Source organism: Streptomyces sp. NBC_01750, from assembly GCF_035918095.1.
Classification (GTDB): Bacteria; Actinomycetota; Actinomycetes; order Streptomycetales; family Streptomycetaceae; genus Streptomyces.
In genome coordinates this window covers 8,792,732-8,809,134 of sequence record NZ_CP109137.1, presented here as the reverse complement: position 1 = coordinate 8,809,134, position 16,403 = coordinate 8,792,732, and the positions used below count along the sequence as shown (strand labels likewise).

Below are 16,403 nucleotides of genomic sequence, written 5' to 3'. Positions count from 1 at the left end.
CGGCACGTGACCGTGACGGGAATCCCGTCCGCGGTCAGCTCCTTCACGAGCGGGTAGATCCTTTTCCCGGCAGATTCGCCTGCAACAGGTAGGCCGCGGCCCGGCGCAGGACCTCGTTCTCCTGCTCCAGCAGCTTGATCCGCCAACGCGCCTCCCGCAGTTCCGCGTTCTCCTGCCTGGTGGTTCCGGGTTTCATCCCGTCGTCGATGTCCGTGCGGCGCATCCACTTCGACAGCGTCATCACATGGACACCGAAGTCGGCAGCCACCTGCTCCAGCGTCACACCCGGGCCGCGGTTCCTCGCGACCCGCACGACATCCTCGCGGAACTCTTCCGGATACGGCTTCGGCACAACAACATCCTTCCCACCCACCCCCCACAGGGCACGCCAGTTCAGATGTCACCCGATCGTGCATCAGACCCCCCTGGTGGCCTGGGACGGTACCTGCCTGGAGGCGTTCCTTCGTCTATATCCGGAGCGGCGAAGGGCGGTTCCGGAGACCGATTAGGGATTCATTGAAGGTGAACCTGGAAGGCGGTGTTTTGGACGCGAAGGCTTCGGTAAACCGTGAAGCATGGTGCAATTCGGCTACACGATGATGACGGAGCAGGCTGGGCCGAGGGCCCTCGTGGACGACGTCGTCGCGGCAGAGCGGGCAGGTTTCGACTTCTCCGTGACCTCGGACCACTACTTCCCCTGGCTCGCCTCGCAGGGCCACTCGCCCTACGCGTGGAGCGTGCTCGGCGCGGCAGCCCAGGCGACCTCCCACATTCCGCTCATGACGTTCGTGACCTGTCCAACCACTCGCTATCACCCGGCCGTAGTGGCCCAGAAGGCGGCCACGATGCAGCTGCTCTCCGAGGGCCGCTTCCGTCTCGGCCTCGGGTCGGGCGAGAACCTCAACGAGCACGTGGTGGGCGGGGGCTGGCCCTCGGCCCGGATCCGCCTCGACATGCTGGAAGAAGCCGTCGAGGTCATTCGAGGTCTCTTCGCTGGCAAGGAGCTGAACCACCAGGGCACCCATTTCGACGTGGAGAACGCGAAACTGTGGGACTTCCCGCAGGAGGCCCCTCCCATCGGGATCGCGGTCTCCGGGGAACGTTCCTGTTCACTTGCGGGCCGACTCGCCGACCTGGTCATCGCCACCGAGCCGAAGGCCGAACTGCTTGATGCCTTTGACCGGCATGGAGGGGCGGGCAAACCGCGGATCGGCCAGCTCCCGGTCTGCTATGACACCGACCGGGACGCCGCTGTGGCGCGTGCCCACGACCAGTTCCGCTGGGCCCTCGGGAGCTGGCCCGTCAACTCCGAGCTGCCGGGACCCTCCGGTTTCGAAGGCGCGACGACGTACGTCAGGCCTGAGGATGTGGCTGAGACGATCCCGTGCGGGGATGACGTCGGAGCGTTCGTCGACGCCGTCCGACCGTACGTCGAGGCGGGATTCACCGAGGTCGCACTCGTACAAGTGGGGGGCGACCGGCAACGGCCCTTCATCGACTGGGCGGAAAAGCAGCTGCTGCCTGCATTGCGGGCGCTCTGAGCAGTCCCGTATCGCCGCCGCTCGTCCGGCCCGTCCGATCCGGGGCCCGGCGGCCATCACCCGTGAATCCAATCCCACTTCTGAAAGGCAACGTCCATGCCACCCGCGGTTCTATTCGACGTCGACGGCACCCTCACCGACACCAACCACCTCCACGTCATCGCCTGGTGGGAGGCGTTCCGGCAAGCGGGGTACCACGCGGCGATGTGGCAGATCCACCGGGCGATCGGAATCAGCGCGACCGACCTCATCGCCCATCTGCTGGGCGAAGACCGTGACAGGGACCAGGACGAGGCCCTGGCAGCCGCCCATGACACGCTGTACGGCACATGGTTCGACCGGCTCCCCGCTCTCGACGGAGCCCAGGACCTGCTGCGTACGCTCGCAGGTCGGGGTTGGTGTGTCGTGCTGGCCACGTCGGCGGGGGGAGCGGAGCTCAAGGCTCTGCGCCGGGCCATCGACGCGGATGACGTCATCGCCGGCGTGGCTTCGGCCGATGACGTCGAGGCCGGCAAGCCCGCACCCGACCCGGTACACCAAGCGCTTGAACTCGTCGGAGCGTCCGCTGGGGAGGCCGTCTTCGTCGGGGACACGGTGTGGGACATGAAGGCGGCCACCCGGGCGGGCGTACGGGCCGTGGCGCTGCTGTCCGGCGGCATCCCCCGTGCGGATCTCGAACAGGCCGGAGCAGCCGCCGTCTATCAAAACCCGGCGGACCTTCTGTCACACCTGGACTCCAGCCTGCTCGCGGAATACGAGGGCCGCGCGTGATACATCGTCTCGACGAAGACGGGCGGTGCGCGCTTTCGGCGGGGGTGGAACGGCCGGGAGCCGGTCGTGCGGCCTGGCCGCACGGAGCTATGCGCGTACTGAGGGCATCGCGTCGCGCAGTACCCCCTGACGCATGCGGTTCAGCTGTCGAAACCGGCGTCGAAGCCCTTGAGCACCGGGTCCAGCTCGAGGGCCGCGCCGCATAGGGAGTACAGCCGGGTGCCCGGGTAGAGCGTTCCGTGGCGAATCCGCCGAATTGAAACCCGCCACGCCGTGTTCATGGCGCGGCTTCCTGGTTCTCGTCGGCGGCGGGCACGTCTTGGGGTGCGAGGTCGGTCCTGATCCGTTTCACCTGTGCCGGATGGCACCACCGGCCGTTGGCCGGTCCCCCCTTCAGCGCGTCGTCAGGACGCCTCAGCCGACCTTGCGCCAGGCGCAGGTGGTGTTGGCGTTCGCGCAGTGCTCGAACCCGGGGCTGGAGACGAAGAATCCGTCATCGTCCAGCATGCGCCACGAAGGAGCCGGGAAGCTCTTGAAGGCTTGCTGGTTCTGCGTGCTCGCAATAGCCGCACGGCCGCACCGCTCCGTGCCCTTGGGCCCGTCCACAGCCTTTCGTGTGTCGGCGAGAAGGCCGAAGTTGGCCGAGCCGTCGCCCATCTTGTCGGTGAAGAGCTGGGCACACTGGTCCCCGTTGGTGACCTGGTTGACGCCGCCGGGGAAGCCGCCGCTCTCGTGGGTGGAGGCCATGGCGTACTCGTCGCAGTCCACCGAGCCCACGGAAGCGTCAGAAGGATGCGCGGTCCAGTTGCCGCACACCTTGTTGCGGCTGTTGTCCGACGTCCACGGCTTGCCGGTATTGGGGTTGGTGACCGTGGTGTCCGGGCCGAGGTAGTGCAGGAGGGAGTCCCACTTCACCGAGCCGGCGTGGTCGGGCATCTTCTCCTGCATCAGCCAGTAGTACGCGCCGGCCGCCGGGTACAGGTTGGTGTCGACGGTGTACGTCGGCTTGAAGAACGGCAGCACACAGCCGGGCGCCACACCCTTGAGGATGTCGTCGCAGCGGGGGGCGAGTTCGCGGACGCGCACGTCACCGCTGGTGCCGAAGTTCGCTGTTGCGGGGTTTCCGCCGGCGTCCACGGTGGCGGTGATGGACCATCCGAGGTCGATGGTCTCCTTGCCCGTGCCGGACCAGGTGGTCTGGATGGTGCCCCACCGGCCGCCGTACCGGCCGTCCATCTCGATGGGCCAGTACGCATCAACACCCGCAGGGTTGTTCTGGTCGTCCGCCCACCTGGTGTTCGACGTCACACAGGACTTGCACGTCGATCCGACGTTCCACTTCATGTGGACGCCTTTGAGTTCGGGGTCGATGTGCGTCGGGGCCAGCATGATCTGCTGGTCGAACTCGGCGAAGTCGGAGCCGCTTCCTCCCTTGTTCGGGTAGGTCTTGACGCGCTGCTCGATGTTGAAGGTGGCGGCGGTGTCGGTGAAGATCAGTGTGCCGCTGCCAATGAGCCGACGCTGACGGCGCAAGCGCATCGGGGTGAACTCTCCCGCCCCTCCACGTATCCGCGTCCCCGCGGCCGTGGGCACCCTCGACGCGAGCGGGATGTCTGTGAGCGGTGAGCATGTGAGCGCTGACGGCCATGGGGCTGGCCGACCCGTCGTCTGCTTCCTCAGTGCCCTGGCGTAAGACGTGGTGATTCAGACCGTCAACCACCGTGCCTGAACGAGGCGTCCCGTACCGCTGGTCGTGACACCCGCGAGGCTCGTGAGCGGCGCGCTGACGGTTTTCAGTGGCGTGGTCGGGGCGACGATCATGCGGAATCCGCCGATTCACCGTGCAGCATGCAGGAGTGCGGGCCGCCTTGTCGCTTGTGGTCCGCACCCGGCCCGCTCGGCACCGGATGACGAACCGCATCCCGTCCACCGGGGCGGCCCCATGCCTGGGCGAGGCGGATGGATGCCCGGGCTCTGGATCAGCGTGGCGTTTGTTCGGCTCCCCCGCGCAGTGTTCCGGGCCGGCGGTGGTGGTCGGTCGGCCCGGAGACATGGTGGCGGTGGGGTCAGCTGTCCTTCTTGTTGGTGTGGGTGTTGTCGAAGCGGGCGTTGGACTTGTGGAAGCCCTTGCTGCGTTCGATGGTCTTTGTCTTCTCCTTGATGATGATGGTGCCGTCGGGGCGGATGATCGTGGTGCGCTTGGTGACGGTGGTCTTCTTGGTGCTCTTGCTGGGCTTGTCTTTCTTCTTGAACCGGTCCTTGTGGTGGTCGTCGTGCTGGTTGCTGATCTTGGTGGTGTGGGGGGCCGGGGCGGCGTGGGCGGTGGAGGAGAGCATGGCCCCTCCGGCGGCGAGGGCGGTGGTGGCGGTGATGACGGCCAGGCGCTGGGTCCGAGTGGTGCGGATCATGGCGGGCTCCTTGAGGTGAGGGGGTGGGGGGTTCCAGGTGGTCCGGCTGCTCCGGTGAACCCGTGCATCCAGTAAGCCCTGAACCGGGCGGACCGGTCATGACCCTGCATTTCGGGACTTGACGGACGAGAGGGGCCCTGATAGCGGCCAGACTCCGTCGGCACGGCCGCAGAGCGGCGAGCACCCCGCGCGGCTCCCCGTACGTGCCGGAGGCTGCGGTGCGGGTGGTGTGCGTCGCGGTGGGAGCGGGTCTACGAGCGGCACGGGCCGCACGGGCGGTACGGGCGGTACGGGGCCCCGGCAACCCGGGCCCGCACGGCCTGGGCAAGACCCTGGCCAGCGAGGTCGGCCACTGGGTCGGCCTTACAACACCTTCCAAGGCGGGTGCAACGCACCGGGCGACTACGTAGACGACACCCCGTACGAGAGCAGCCCCGCCTCGGGACGCCCGGCGGGGAGGGACACCTGCCCCGCACCCGTGCTGGACCCCATCCACAACTACATGGACTACAGCGACGACGCCTGCAAGACCGAGTTCACACCCGGCCAGAGCCAGCACCTGCGGCAGGCGTCCGCACCTTCCGCGGCATCACCACCTGACCTCCCCCCGGCCGGACGCGTCGGTGATCTTCTCAAGATTGCCGGCCCGGTCGTAGGCGTAGGTGGCGACTGTGCGGCTTTGGCCGGTGTCCTGGTCGCGGCGTGGCGGGAGGCCATGGCCATTACCGAGGCCGAGCGGGCCGTGCTGGAGCCGGCCGCCCACCGTCAGTGCGATGGCCGCGGGTGCCGGGTCAGCGCCCCTCGTACGACTCAGTGGCGCGGGCGGCTCCGTGCGTGGCCTCCTGGTTGGCCAGGACTGACAGCAGGTCGGCGACAGTGGCGCCCGTATCTGCCGGATGACGCAGAAACGTGCCGGGGGCGATGCGGTAGACGTTCGACCGACCGTGCCGGACGTGGGTGAGGTATCCGCCCTCTTCAAGGTCGGCGATGATCTTCTGCACGGCGCGTTCAGTGAGCTGACAGCGGACGGCGATGTCACGGACGCGGATGGCGCGATTCTCGAAGATCGCAGCCAGCACCCGGGCGTGGTTGGTCAGGAACGTCCAGCCTGCATGCGGTTCCGGCGCTCGATCCATGCCCCCACGATACGACATCTAGTTCACGCATTCAAAAGGGCGAATTGTATTTCGTGTAACGGTTGACGTGAAAGCGGGGTCGGGTGATGCTGAAAGCCCAGAGACGACGGAATGCGCCGGGAGCTCCCATGTCCCACCACGCGACACTCCCCCGACACGAGGGACCCTGCACCGAGTGCGGCACCGCCCTCAAGCAATCGCAGACGCCGGTACCTGTGACACTGAGCGTCGACACGGCCGGCGACCGGCTTGTCGTGACCGTGTCCGGTGAGCTCGACCTGGAGAGCGACCAGGTACTGCAGCAGACACTGAGCAACGCGCTGGACCACGCTGCGGGCGGCCTGGAACTGGATCTCGCAGGGGTCGACTTCTGTGACTGCTCCGCCCTCAACGCCCTGCTGCGAGTGCGCCACCGCGCCCTCCAGACATCCAAGAGCCTCATCCTGCGTGCCACCAGCCCGGCCGTGGAACGCCTGCTCGACCTGACCAGCACCCTTCCACTCTTCACCACCGGAGACGGGGCAGCCGAGCATCTGGCCGCCCCATCCAATCCCGCGTACACCAGACGGCAGACCCGGCAGACTCCGCCGTAGATGAAAAGACGGCCGATACCGCCACAGCCGGACACCACACGCCGCCCTCGGAACAGCCGCCACGAACAGCACCGCCGTGAGCGGTCCTGCCCGCCGCGGCTCCGGCAGCGGCTCGGTGACGATCGCCACCAACGTGGACCACGCGGACGTGCGGCAGAACGGCGAAGTGCCCTCCACGGCCGCGTACAGCGTCATGCCGAGCGACCAGATGTCCGACGCGGGACCGGGCTCCCTGCCCTGCGCGCGCTCCGGCGGCAGATAGTCGAGGGAGCCGACGATCTGACCGCTCTGGGTCAGCTTGGTCATGACGTCGTCGCCGGAGGCTTCCATGCTGGCGATGCCGAAATCGGTGAGCACGACACGCCCACCGTGAACAGCACCCCCCGGTGCCCGGCGCCCGCCGGGTCGGCGATCCGGTCCTGTGCCTCAGCGATCTGATCCCGCAACAGCGTGACCGCTCCGCCAGGTCCATCCACTCCTGATCCGAACCGCTTGCGTTGCCCACCACAATCCCCCTCTTCTCCACCCTGCCTGCTGCCGTACTCAGCAGGCATAGCCGGCTACACGAATTCTCTCGGCACGAACCAGCGGAAACCATGCCGAGGTCGTCGTATTTCCGAGAACCTGACACGCCCCGGCCCGGCGCCGCCGCGGATCGAGGGGTAAGAGGTGATCTCAATTGGTGCTGCAGTGCCTAATGCTGCGTGTATCCGGTTGGTAGGCGCGAGGCGCTGACTGAGCTTCAGGGAGGCGTGGCGTTACCGACGGACGGGGGTTAGGGCGGTTCAGTCGCCAGACCACGTCGATCCCGCTGTCTGAAGGCGCCGCGGGCGGTGTGATGATTTCACGCCTGACCTCGGAGAATCCCAGGCGGCGCGGTATGGCGCCGCTGGCGGTGTTGGCCTGGTCGTGCGCTATTTCCAAGAACTGCACGTCCGGCAAGGCGAATGCCTCAGATGCCGTTGCAGCCGTCGCCCGGGTTGCGATGCCCTGGCCGGTGGCGCCGGGGTGCAGCCAGTACCCCATGACCAGACCCTGCGGCTTGATCGCGCGGCGCATCGTGCAGCTGCCTATGAGCGTGCCCTGCCGGGTGATTGCGTAGTTGTACGCCTCGCCGCTCTGCCACTTCGGGTCGCAGCCGGCGAGGAAGGTGCGGGTGGCCTCCCGGCTGTGGCGGGCGACCCAGGGCATCCACGGCGCCAGGTGGTCGAGTGATTCCTCGATCAACCGGAACAGGGGCTCGAAGTCGTTCTCCGCCTGCCAGCGCCGCAGGGCGAAGTCTCCGCAGTCAATGGTCTGCAGCGGCCGCTCCATGGCGGTCATGGTCGCCTGACGGAATGGATCACCGCAATGGGATATCGAGCGATCGGCTATGCCGCCTACCTGGCAAGACGGCGGTAGCAGATCAGGGTGGCGGCGATCCCGGCGAACGCGAGGAAGTGCTCGGCCTTGCGCTCGTAGCGGCGGTGCAGGCGGCGGCACCCGGCCAGCCATGCCATGGTCCGCTCGATCGTCCACCGGTGGCGGCCCAGCCGTTGGGAGGACTCGACTCCCCTGCGGGCGATGCGGTGGAGGATGCCTCGTTCACGGAGCCATCGGCGCAGGTGGTCGTAGTCGTAGCCCTTGTCGGCGTGGAGTTTGGCAGGCCTGCGCCGACGTGGGCCGCGGTGGGACCGGACTGGCGGGATACCGCGGACGAGGGGTTCGAGAACCTGGCTGTCGTGCAGGTTTGCACCGGAGATGCCGATTGAGAGGGGCAGAGCGGTCCGCTCGGTGATCAAGTGTATCTTTGAGCCCTTCTTGCCCCGATCCACCGGATTCGGACCCGTCAGATCCCCCCTTTGAGCGCGCGCATGTTGACCGAGTCGATCGCGCATCGCGACCAGTCCAGCCCGCCCTGGGAGCCGAGTTCGTCCAGGAGCAGGCGGTTCAGCTTGGCCCATACCCCTGCCCGGCTCCATTCGGTGAATCGACGGTGCGCGGTCGGCCCAGACGGACCGAAGACCGTGGCAGCTGCCGCCAGGTGCAGCCTGTCGTGGCCACGAACATTATCGCCGCCAGCACCTCCCGGTCCCCATGCCGCCGTCAGCCCCCCCTTGAGGCCGCACCGGCGCAGCTGGAACATCACACGCTGGAACAACTCCCACAACCCGTCCGGAACCAGACGCCCCACCATCGCCATCACGGCAAACAGCCTAGGGCTTGTCCGGCGGATCTTGTGACCGTCGTGGCTTGGGGTCGTTGGCATGAGCATGGGGCGGGGAGATTTAACGCATGCGGAGTGGGCCCGGCTGAAGCCGCATCTGCCGAAGTCCGGGCAGCGCGGCGGCCGCTGGGCCGGCCACCGCAGGGTCATCAACGGGATCCTGTACCGACTGCGCACGGGGGTGCCGTGGCGGGATCTAGCTGCGCGTTTCGGTCCTTGGAAGACGGTGTACGAACGGCACAGACACTGGTCGGCGGACGGCACCGGGGACAGGATCTTCGCGGCCGTCCTGGCCGACGCCGACGCGGAAGGCCGGATCGACTGGTCGATGGTGAGCGTCGATTCGACCTCCTGCCGGGCCCATCAGCACGCCGCCGGGGCTCGTAGGAAACCGCCACGAGTGCCGGGAAAAGACGCACGCCCCGGCAGCACCGCCCCGACAAGGGACTCGGACGCTCCCGGGGCGGTCTGACCTGCAAGATCCACCTCGCCGGTGAGGGTGGACGCCGCCCCCTGGCCCTGCTGATCACTCCGGGCCAGTGGGGCGACGCTCCGCAGCTCATCCCGGTCATGGAACGCATCCGTGTCGCACGCCTCGGCGGCGGGCACCCGCGCACGCGGCCCGACCATCTCGGCGGCGACAAGGCGTACTCCTCCCGCCGCAACCGCCGCTACCTGCGACGACGCCAGATCAAGCACACCATTCCCGAACCGAAGAACCAGCGGGCCAACCGCCAACGAAGGGGCAGCAAGGGCGGCCGGCCCGCAGGCTTCGACAAGGCGATCTACAAGCGCAGGAACGAAGTCGAGCGGACGATCAACGCGTTGAAGAACTTCCGGGCCGTGGCGACGAGGTTCGACAAGCGCGGCTACGTCTTCCACGGCACCGTCACCGTCGCCTCGATCCGACTCTGGCTTCGCCCGTGATCTCTGCCGGATCTAGTCGCCGGTCGTGCCGTCGAGCATCTCGCGCAGGATGTCCAGGTGGCCGTTGTGGCGGGCTGTCTCCTCGGTGAGGTGGAGGAGGATCCAGCGCAGGTCGACATGGAGGCCGTCGCGGATGGCTCGCTGGGCCTGCTTGTCCAGGCCGTTCCCGGCGACCAGTTCGCGGTAGTGGGCGCTCTGTTCGGCGTATTCGTCGAGCAACTGCGTGAGCGGGAAGTCGACGGCGATACGCATCTCGCGGTCGGGGTCCTCCTCGGTCCAGGGGCCCTGGTCTTCCTCGCCGAGGAAGACCACCTGGAACCAGCAGCGGAGGTGGTTGATCACTCCGCTCATGGTCATCAGCGGTGAGCCCGGCAGGAGCGCCTTGTGGGCGTTCTCCGCAGAGACGCCATCGCACTTGGCGCGGGCGGTGTCACGTGCGTAGTCGAGAAACGTGGTGAGCTGGGTGCGCTCGTCCCACGCGGGCGGCGTGTCGTCGATTCTTGTCATCGCGCGAAGCGTCCCCGATCACCGCGCCCGATGTCGAGGCATTTAACGGCGGGCCTAACCTGCCCCACCAGCTCCTTGTCCGGTGGGTCGCCACAGCCAGTCAGCGCCGGTGGGCCGCCCGGCAAGATCCGCCGGACAGGCCCTAGTGATCAAGCCAGTTGAGATGACCTCTAAGCCGTTGTTCCTACACGTCGTCCTCCGTATCCGCGTCGGCATCAGCCGGGTCGCGCAGGGCCCACAGCATCCCGCCGCCGGGGACGGCCGGGAGGAAGCTGTACCGGCCCAGGACGTTGAGGTGTTTGGCCTTCAGCGGGGACAGCCGGGCCAGGTCCTCGTCCTTCACCTCCGTGCCGACCTCGCGCAGCGCGGTGACCGCGGCGTCGAGGTAGGAGGCGAGCTCGGGGCGCGGCTTCTTGATCTGGTTGAGGCCGTCCTCGAGCTGCGCCATCGTCAACGAGCTCGTTGTCGTAGAGCACCGATCCGTCCCGGCATAGGACGGTGATGCGGTCGGCAACCTGCTCCGTCTCGATGACCGCCAGCGTCCGAAGCATCTGCTTCGCACACGTGTCGTGGTTCTCCCACGACACGTACCGGCCGCCGCGGTCGACGGCTTCGGACAGGAAACGATCCAGGATGCCGAGCTGGCTCAGCGCCTCCGGCGTCGCCACCGCGACCACCTCGAGCCGAGAGCCGGCCTGCCGGTAGGTCGCAGCAGACGCACGGAACCACCGGTGCCGGGACTGATCGCGGATCACAAGCCGCCCGTGACACTGGCCCCAGTGCTCTGGACCGGCTCCAGCCCCTACCGGCCCCCGGCTGACCAGCGACAACGAACCTGTCCCGACGAGCACCCACCAACCGAGCAGTGAAACCCGGCGCCCGCCCGACGCGGATGTCGGCGACCAGCCCGCCCGAACAAGCAGAAAAGGGTCCGGCAGCAAGCTGACGGACCCTCATGCAAGATCGAGGCTAGAAGCCGACAATCCAGCGTTGTGCGAGGCTCCCGTTGCAGCCGAAGATCTGCACGGGCAGCCCTTCGGTCGACTGCCCGCCCGGTACGTCGATGCACAAATTGGTGGGGCGGTGGCCGGCCCTTGACTTCAGTGTCACGACCTCAGGGGGAGGCGCGGAGCTGATCCAGTCCTCATTGCTGACGTCTGTGCACTCCACCTGCGCGATCGGGGAGCCGGGTGCGACGGGGCCGTTCATGTACATGCACAGGCCGCTGAGCTGATTGATGAGGTGGTAGGCGCCTGTGTTTCCTGGGATCAGGAAGAACTGCCATTGCTGAGTGAGGCTGCCGTTGCAGGTCATCTGCACGATCGTCGCCTCGCCCGTGGATCCGCCTTCGGGCTGGAGGCACTTGCTGGTGCCGACGTTCTTGATGGGGTGGAAGACAGCGCGGAGAGAGGCGGGGGGTGCAGGCTGGGCGTTTGCCGGTGTGGCAGTCGCGGCCAGAACGGCGCCCGCCAGCAGGATTGCGGCGGCGCCACCAGCGAGTTTGTTGCGCGAGGTTAATCGCATGACCGGGAGACACTCCTTCGTGAGTTGGCTTTCCGGGAACTGGGTGCCTTGGCGCGATACCACGTGATCCTTGTTGCGATGGATGCCAAGGACTGTGATCGACGGTATTTCGGCATGTCCGAGCCGGACACGAGCGTCTTCCAAGCCCGTCTATGGTGGGCTGGGTTGGTGGCATTCGAGCTGTGACCGACAGTAGGCCGGGGCGGTGTGCCCTTCTAGTACTGGATCTGTACCGAGGCTCGCGCGGAGGAGAGCGCAGTCCTAATCTGCTTTCATGGGGGCTTCTTATTACCAGTTCTGTCCGGTGGCCAAGGCGATGGAGCTGCTCGACGAACGATGGACGCTTCTGATCGTGCGGGAACTCCTCAGCGGGAGCGTGCACTTCAACGAGATACGCCGCGGCGTGCCGCGCATGTCGCCGACACTGCTGTCCAAGCGGCTCAGCCAGTTGATACGGGCGGGCGTCCTGATGAGGAGCGACGATGACCAGGGGGTGCGGTATGTGCTGACACCCGCCGGGCAGGAGCTGCGGCCGGTGGCAGAGGCTCTCGCCGTCTGGGGCATCCGATGGATTGGCGAGCTCGGTGACAAGGATCTCGATCCCAAGCTGCTGCTGTGGGACATGTGCCGCAGCATCGACCGCGACACGATTCCCCGCGGGCGGACGGTGGTCCACTTCACCTTTTCCGACGTGTCCGCCTCTGTCCGTGACTGGTGGGTGGTGGCCAGCTCGCATTCCCGTACCGCCGACCTCTGCGATTCGGACCCCGGCTACCCGGTCGCGGTCACGGTGAGCGCGACCCTTCGGGCCATGACCGGAATCTGGCGGGGCGACGTGCGCTGGGCTGACACTCTGCGCTCCGGGGACGTGGCGCTGCAGGGGCCGTCCGAGTCGCGCCGGGCGGTGTCCGGTTGGTTCACACTGCCGCCGTTCGCGTCGGTTCCCCGGCCCGGGTGAGGGCCTCGGCCCAGCCGAGCATCCCCCATCGAGAGCCCAGGGGCGGCCATGCACATCCGCACCACACCCTCGCTGCCGTGAGGGTTCTCGCGCTCACCAGCTGCGCATCACTGCGCGCGGAAGGCCGAGGCGAGGACCGCGGGGGCATTCGGGCCGCGCGGAGCGCAGGGCATTGTGTACGTGCGGCTGGCTTTGTCGCGGGCTTGCGTCATCGGCCCTTGTCGCCGGCCGAATCGAGATCCTCAGCGCGTCCGGAGCTCGCGCCCATCGGCTATCTCAGACCTGCGGACATCGCCAGGGAGACCGTCGGCGGGCCGCGAGCACCGCGTACCGCGTATCCCATCGCCCACCGGCCAGGGAGTGCCCTGCAACCCCAGCGGACTCACGCCGTACACCCCAGATGCTGGGACGCCCTGCTCATCCGGCCCTCGCTCTCCGGGGGGCGTGACGCCACGTCATCGCGCAGCGGCCGGTCGGCGAGCGGTGCCAGGTGCTCCGACTAAGACGGTGTCCTACATGGTGAGGTTGCGGAAGCGTTTGTAGCAGCAGATGGCGGCTGCCAAGCCGAGAAAGGCCAGGTAGTTGCCAGGGTGTCGTTCGTATCGGTGGTTGAGTCTGCGGTAGCCAGTCAGCCAGGACATGGTGCGCTCGATGACCCAGCGACGCCGGCCGAGCCGTTCACTGGATTCGATGCCCTTGCGGGCGATCCGGACTCCGATGTGCTTGCCCCATAACCATTTTCGCAGATGAGGGACGTCGTAGGCCTTGTCAGCATGGAGCCGTTGGGGCTTCGATTCGGCCGCGTGGGATTCGTGTCCCACGCGGCATCGTGCTCCCGCTCGGCCTCCGCAAGACGCCTCAGCCGTCGCAGCAGGCCACCGAAGCTGCTGCGACTGCTGAGGGTGTCGGGGTGTTCGGGACCAAGGAGGCGCGTGCGGGTATCGAGCGCAGCGCGGTGCTGTTCTTCGGCTTCGTTCAGGCGGCCGAGTTCGCACAGTACGAGGGCGAGATCGGCGTGGCTGCTGAGGGTGTCGGGGTGCTCGGACCCCAGCACGTTGCAGACGGGCCTCGAGCACTGAGCGGTGGAGAGATTCTGCCTGGTCCAGTCGGCCAGGTCGAACAGACATGTGGCGTAGTGATTGCCTGCTGTCAGGGTTTGGGGGTGTTCAGCTCCGAGGATGCCAGCCATGCCTTCCATCGCCATGCGCGCCGAGGCTTCGGCTTCGTTCAGCCGGCCGAGTTGCCGCAGAATTACGGCGTAGCTGCTTTGGCTGACAAGGGTTTTGGGGTGCTGGGCGCCGAGGCGGGTGAGGTGCTTTTGGTGGGCCCGGCCATAGGCCTGGGCACCGATGGCGTAGAGGCTTTGGTTGTGCGCGGTCGACGCAAGTCGCTCGGCCTCGCTCGCGTCCGTGTAGGCCAGCGCGGTGGACAGGGCTGCGGAGTCGGCTCAACGGTCGCGGGGGCAACACCGGCCCTGGTCGACGTCCGCGGTGACGCTGGCGCCGCCGCCGGCGAGGTACAGGGATACGGATGCCCGGCTTTAGCGCAGTTGTGGTGTCCGTGAGGCGATGTCCACTTCGACGTGGCTTGTTGTGCCCTTCCGGGGGAGCTGGGCAGTGGGGAACGGTATGGGGACCTCGCAGGGCATGGAAGACGGCTGCGTAATTCGGAGAATTCGCATGAATGCCTGCACATCCGTCGCCATGGCCACCGCCGGCCTGGATGGGGGCTGGCTCTGCTCCTCTGATCGGAGGGCACCATGAACCACCGCTCCAGAGCCGCCGGGTTCCTCCTGGCCGGCGCGTTGTCCGGCACGGCGCTGCTGCTGACCGGGCAGCCCGCCCAGGCGGCCGTCCCGAACTACTTCTCCTTCACCAATTACGGCAGTGGGAAGTGTGCCGGGCTGTCCCCGGCCGAGTACTACGACAACGGGGCCCGGGTCATCCAGCAGACCTGCAACGGGCAGCCCGAGCAGCAGTGGGCGCCGGTCGGCCTGGGCGGCGGCAACTACCAGTGGGTGAACGCGCGCAGCGGTAAGTGCATGGACGTCAAGGACGGCAGGAACGCCGACCGGACCCCGATCCAGCAGTGGGACTGCACGAACACCGCGGGCATGGCGTGGAATGTTCCCGGAGCGATCCCGACGCCCCTCCCGGTCGCGGTGGTTTCCAAGATCGGCGGGCGGTGCCTCGACGTCGCCGCCGGATCGTGGCAGGACGGCGCAGCCATCCAGACCTACCACTGCACCAGCGGCAATCCCGCGCAAGCGTGGGTGATCCACCAGTAGTGACCGCGCTCCGGGGCCTGCGGCCACTCCGCCGCAGGTCCGGAACAAGGTCGGCCCGGCACAGACCGGTTTGCCGTGCCGCCAGGACACCAGGCGTGGTCTGCATGCGAGTTCGCGGCATCGCTGCATAGCTGGCGCCGCACCTGTTCGTCGCCGATGGCGAGTCGTCGGGCGGACTGGCCGTGAAGGGGCGTGACAGACCGCTCCCCGGAGAGGACGCTGTCTCTCGACGGTCTGTGGGTACTCGGGTATGGAGCCTGGGGCTGTCGTGGCTGGGCAGACCGTGCCTGCGGTCTTGGCCGTCTGCTCGGATCGAGGGAGATGCCATGGCCTGGTCGGCCGACGGCGCAATGAGCGGCGGGGCAGCTCGCCGGCGCCGCAGTGCGGCCTCCTATCGGCACGACCCTTTGGCCTTTCTCGCCGCGGAGTTCGACGGCACCCGTGATATGTGGCGCTCCGCATCGGGCCGTCTGTGCGTGGCCGGCCCTGCGGCCGCCCGCGAGGTGATGGGCAACCGGCGCGGCGCATTCATGGAGACCTCCGACTTCTTCCACGTGCGTAACGGGGTCTTGGGCCCCAGATCCGCACAGATCGAGATCGGCCGCGCGGCACGCTCCCTGATACGCCACCGGCTCGATGCGCACCGGGCGGACCTGCCCCGCCTGGTGGCCGGGCGGCTTGTGCCCACGAGCACCTGGCCGGATGCGGGCAACCTGCTTGTCCGCGAGCACCTGCGTGACGTGCTGCTGTGTCCAGATGCCCCGGCAGAACTCCACAAGGCAGTCGACGGCATCATCACCCGCGCGGTGCTGGCCGGTGCGCGACAGCGCCATTCGGTGATGTCGCGGCTCCTGTTCCGCCGCCGGGCGATGAGCGCCCTCGTCCAGGAGGTCCAGGCGCGCCGCCGTGCCGGTGTTGCTGAGCCACGGGATCTGCTCGATGTGGCCGTGGCCGGGGTCGGGTTGGCGGTGGATCCCGGCGAGGTGGCCGAGGTCTATCTGTCGTTCCTGTTCGCCACGGTCGGCTCGCTCGGCTTTGCCCTCGGCTGGTCGGTCTATCTCGTCGGCACGCACCCCGACACCAGCACAGACGAGCCGTCGTGGATTGTCCGGGAGGCGCTGCGACTGTGGCCGGTGGCCTGGCTGTTCGCCCGTAGGCCGAGCCGCGAGCACGAACTGGCCGGAGTCACAGTCGGTCCGCACGACGAGGTGAATGTGTGCCTGTACCTCGTGCACCGCCACCCACGGCACTGGGAGCGCCCCGACGAGTTCGAGCCGCGCCGCTGGGCGGCACCTCTCCACGATCCGGCTTTCATGCCTTTCGGATTCGGGCCGCACACCTGCGCTGGGGCGACCGTGACGATGACGCTCCTCGAGGACCTGATCAGCATCATTACCCGCGATTGGCACCTGTCGGTCACCGCCACAGGCAACGGACCCCATCTGGGCCCAGCGCTGGCACCGCCGCGTTTCACCGCGGAGTTGCACGCCCGGGGCGCCCACTGCGAGAGGAGGTGAATGACATGAGGAAGCTCTTCCGCACGGC

General features: G+C 67.6%; 15 protein-coding genes and 6 pseudogenes. 7 read left to right on the top strand and 14 right to left on the bottom strand.

The genetic code is table 11. The annotated features are described in order from the left end of the window. Positions 1-43 precede the first annotated feature (43 nt). The gene (locus OG966_RS39720; RefSeq protein WP_326654978.1) at positions 44-352 is read right to left on the bottom strand and encodes a transposase; all 309 of its coding nucleotides are present in this window, start codon (positions 350-352) and stop codon (positions 44-46) included. A gap of 223 nt (positions 353-575) precedes the next feature. On the opposite strand from OG966_RS39720, the gene OG966_RS39715 reads away from it, so the two are divergent. Together OG966_RS39715 and OG966_RS39710 are read left to right on the top strand one after the other, a co-directional pair. Then, positions 576-1,541 carry an LLM class F420-dependent oxidoreductase gene (locus OG966_RS39715; protein WP_326654977.1) on the top strand — a complete coding sequence of 322 codons (966 nt, stop codon included), beginning with the start codon at positions 576-578 and terminating at the stop codon, positions 1,539-1,541. 96 nt (positions 1,542-1,637) lie between these two features. Further along, entirely contained in the window at positions 1,638-2,312 is a 675-nt protein-coding gene (locus OG966_RS39710; RefSeq protein ID WP_326654976.1) for an HAD family hydrolase, read from the top strand. 140 nt (positions 2,313-2,452) lie between these two features. Here OG966_RS39710 and OG966_RS39705 read toward each other — a convergent pair whose 3' ends face one another. The 4 genes from OG966_RS39705 to OG966_RS39690 form a co-directional block, all read right to left on the bottom strand. Further along, positions 2,453-2,593, bottom strand: coding sequence for a hypothetical protein (locus OG966_RS39705; protein ID WP_326654975.1), 141 nt, complete (start codon positions 2,591-2,593; stop codon positions 2,453-2,455). A gap of 133 nt (positions 2,594-2,726) precedes the next feature. After that, entirely contained in the window at positions 2,727-3,851 is a 1,125-nt protein-coding gene (locus OG966_RS39700) for a hypothetical protein (protein ID WP_326654973.1), read from the bottom strand. Between the two features lie 527 nt (positions 3,852-4,378). Continuing rightward, positions 4,379-4,720: a hypothetical protein gene (locus tag OG966_RS39695; RefSeq protein WP_326654971.1), complete on the bottom strand. Its 342-nt coding sequence runs from the start codon at positions 4,718-4,720 to the stop codon at positions 4,379-4,381. A 791-nt stretch (positions 4,721-5,511) separates the two neighbouring features. Then, a complete protein-coding gene (locus OG966_RS39690) occupies positions 5,512-5,856 on the bottom strand; it encodes a helix-turn-helix transcriptional regulator (protein WP_326654970.1) in 345 nt (114 codons plus the stop codon). A gap of 215 nt (positions 5,857-6,071) precedes the next feature. Between OG966_RS39690 and OG966_RS39685 the strand changes: the two genes are divergently transcribed. Then, positions 6,072-6,449, top strand: coding sequence for an STAS domain-containing protein (locus OG966_RS39685; RefSeq protein ID WP_326654969.1), 378 nt, complete (start codon positions 6,072-6,074; stop codon positions 6,447-6,449). Positions 6,450-6,515: 66 nt separating this feature from the next. On the opposite strand, the pseudogene OG966_RS39680 reads toward OG966_RS39685, so the two are convergent. The 3 genes and pseudogenes from OG966_RS39680 to OG966_RS39670 all read right to left on the bottom strand — a co-directional run. Beyond that, positions 6,516-6,815 (bottom strand): annotated as a pseudogene (locus OG966_RS39680) (protein kinase domain-containing protein); the annotation flags it as partial. Positions 6,816-7,124: 309 nt separating this feature from the next. Continuing rightward, a complete protein-coding gene (locus OG966_RS39675) occupies positions 7,125-7,772 on the bottom strand; it encodes a GNAT family N-acetyltransferase (RefSeq protein WP_326654968.1) in 648 nt (215 codons plus the stop codon). Positions 7,773-7,828: 56 nt separating this feature from the next. Beyond that, a pseudogene (locus tag OG966_RS39670) lies at positions 7,829-8,625 on the bottom strand (IS5 family transposase). A 76-nt stretch (positions 8,626-8,701) separates the two neighbouring features. Here OG966_RS39670 and OG966_RS39665 point away from each other — a divergent pair. After that, positions 8,702-9,582 (top strand): IS5 family transposase gene (locus OG966_RS39665; protein WP_326655548.1). Its coding sequence is split into 2 segments (ribosomal slippage): positions 8,702-9,065 and positions 9,065-9,582, totalling 882 coding nucleotides; the frame shifts between segments, so codons are not numbered across the junction. A 12-nt stretch (positions 9,583-9,594) separates the two neighbouring features. On the opposite strand, the gene OG966_RS39660 is transcribed toward OG966_RS39665, so the two are convergent. The 4 genes and pseudogenes from OG966_RS39660 to OG966_RS39645 form a co-directional block, all read right to left on the bottom strand. Continuing rightward, entirely contained in the window at positions 9,595-10,089 is a 495-nt protein-coding gene (locus OG966_RS39660; RefSeq protein ID WP_326654966.1) for a DinB family protein, read from the bottom strand. Positions 10,090-10,273: 184 nt separating this feature from the next. Beyond that, positions 10,274-10,477 (bottom strand): annotated as a pseudogene (locus OG966_RS39655) (Tn3 family transposase); the annotation flags it as partial. An 82-nt stretch (positions 10,478-10,559) separates the two neighbouring features. Continuing rightward, positions 10,560-10,844 (bottom strand): annotated as a pseudogene (locus tag OG966_RS41075) (zeta toxin family protein); the annotation flags it as partial. 214 nt (positions 10,845-11,058) lie between these two features. Next, positions 11,059-11,757 carry an RICIN domain-containing protein gene (locus tag OG966_RS39645; RefSeq protein ID WP_326654965.1) on the bottom strand — a complete coding sequence of 233 codons (699 nt, stop codon included), beginning with the start codon at positions 11,755-11,757 and terminating at the stop codon, positions 11,059-11,061. Between the two features lie 130 nt (positions 11,758-11,887). On the opposite strand from OG966_RS39645, the gene OG966_RS39640 reads away from it, so the two are divergent. Continuing rightward, positions 11,888-12,571, top strand: coding sequence for a winged helix-turn-helix transcriptional regulator (locus OG966_RS39640; protein ID WP_326654964.1), 684 nt, complete (start codon positions 11,888-11,890; stop codon positions 12,569-12,571). A 512-nt stretch (positions 12,572-13,083) separates the two neighbouring features. On the opposite strand, the pseudogene OG966_RS39635 reads toward OG966_RS39640, so the two are convergent. Then, positions 13,084-13,365: pseudogene (locus tag OG966_RS39635) on the bottom strand (transposase); the annotation flags it as partial. Positions 13,366-13,466: 101 nt separating this feature from the next. Beyond that, positions 13,467-13,802 (bottom strand): annotated as a pseudogene (locus OG966_RS41070) (tetratricopeptide repeat protein); the annotation flags it as partial. Positions 13,803-14,330: 528 nt separating this feature from the next. Here OG966_RS41070 and OG966_RS39625 point away from each other — a divergent pair. After that, positions 14,331-14,858, top strand: coding sequence for an RICIN domain-containing protein (locus OG966_RS39625; protein WP_326654962.1), 528 nt, complete (start codon positions 14,331-14,333; stop codon positions 14,856-14,858). Positions 14,859-15,184: 326 nt separating this feature from the next. Continuing rightward, positions 15,185-16,375 (top strand): cytochrome P450, encoded by a 1,191-nt coding sequence (locus OG966_RS39620; protein WP_326654961.1) that lies wholly within the window; start codon positions 15,185-15,187, stop codon positions 16,373-16,375. Positions 16,376-16,403: the final 28 nt, after the last annotated feature.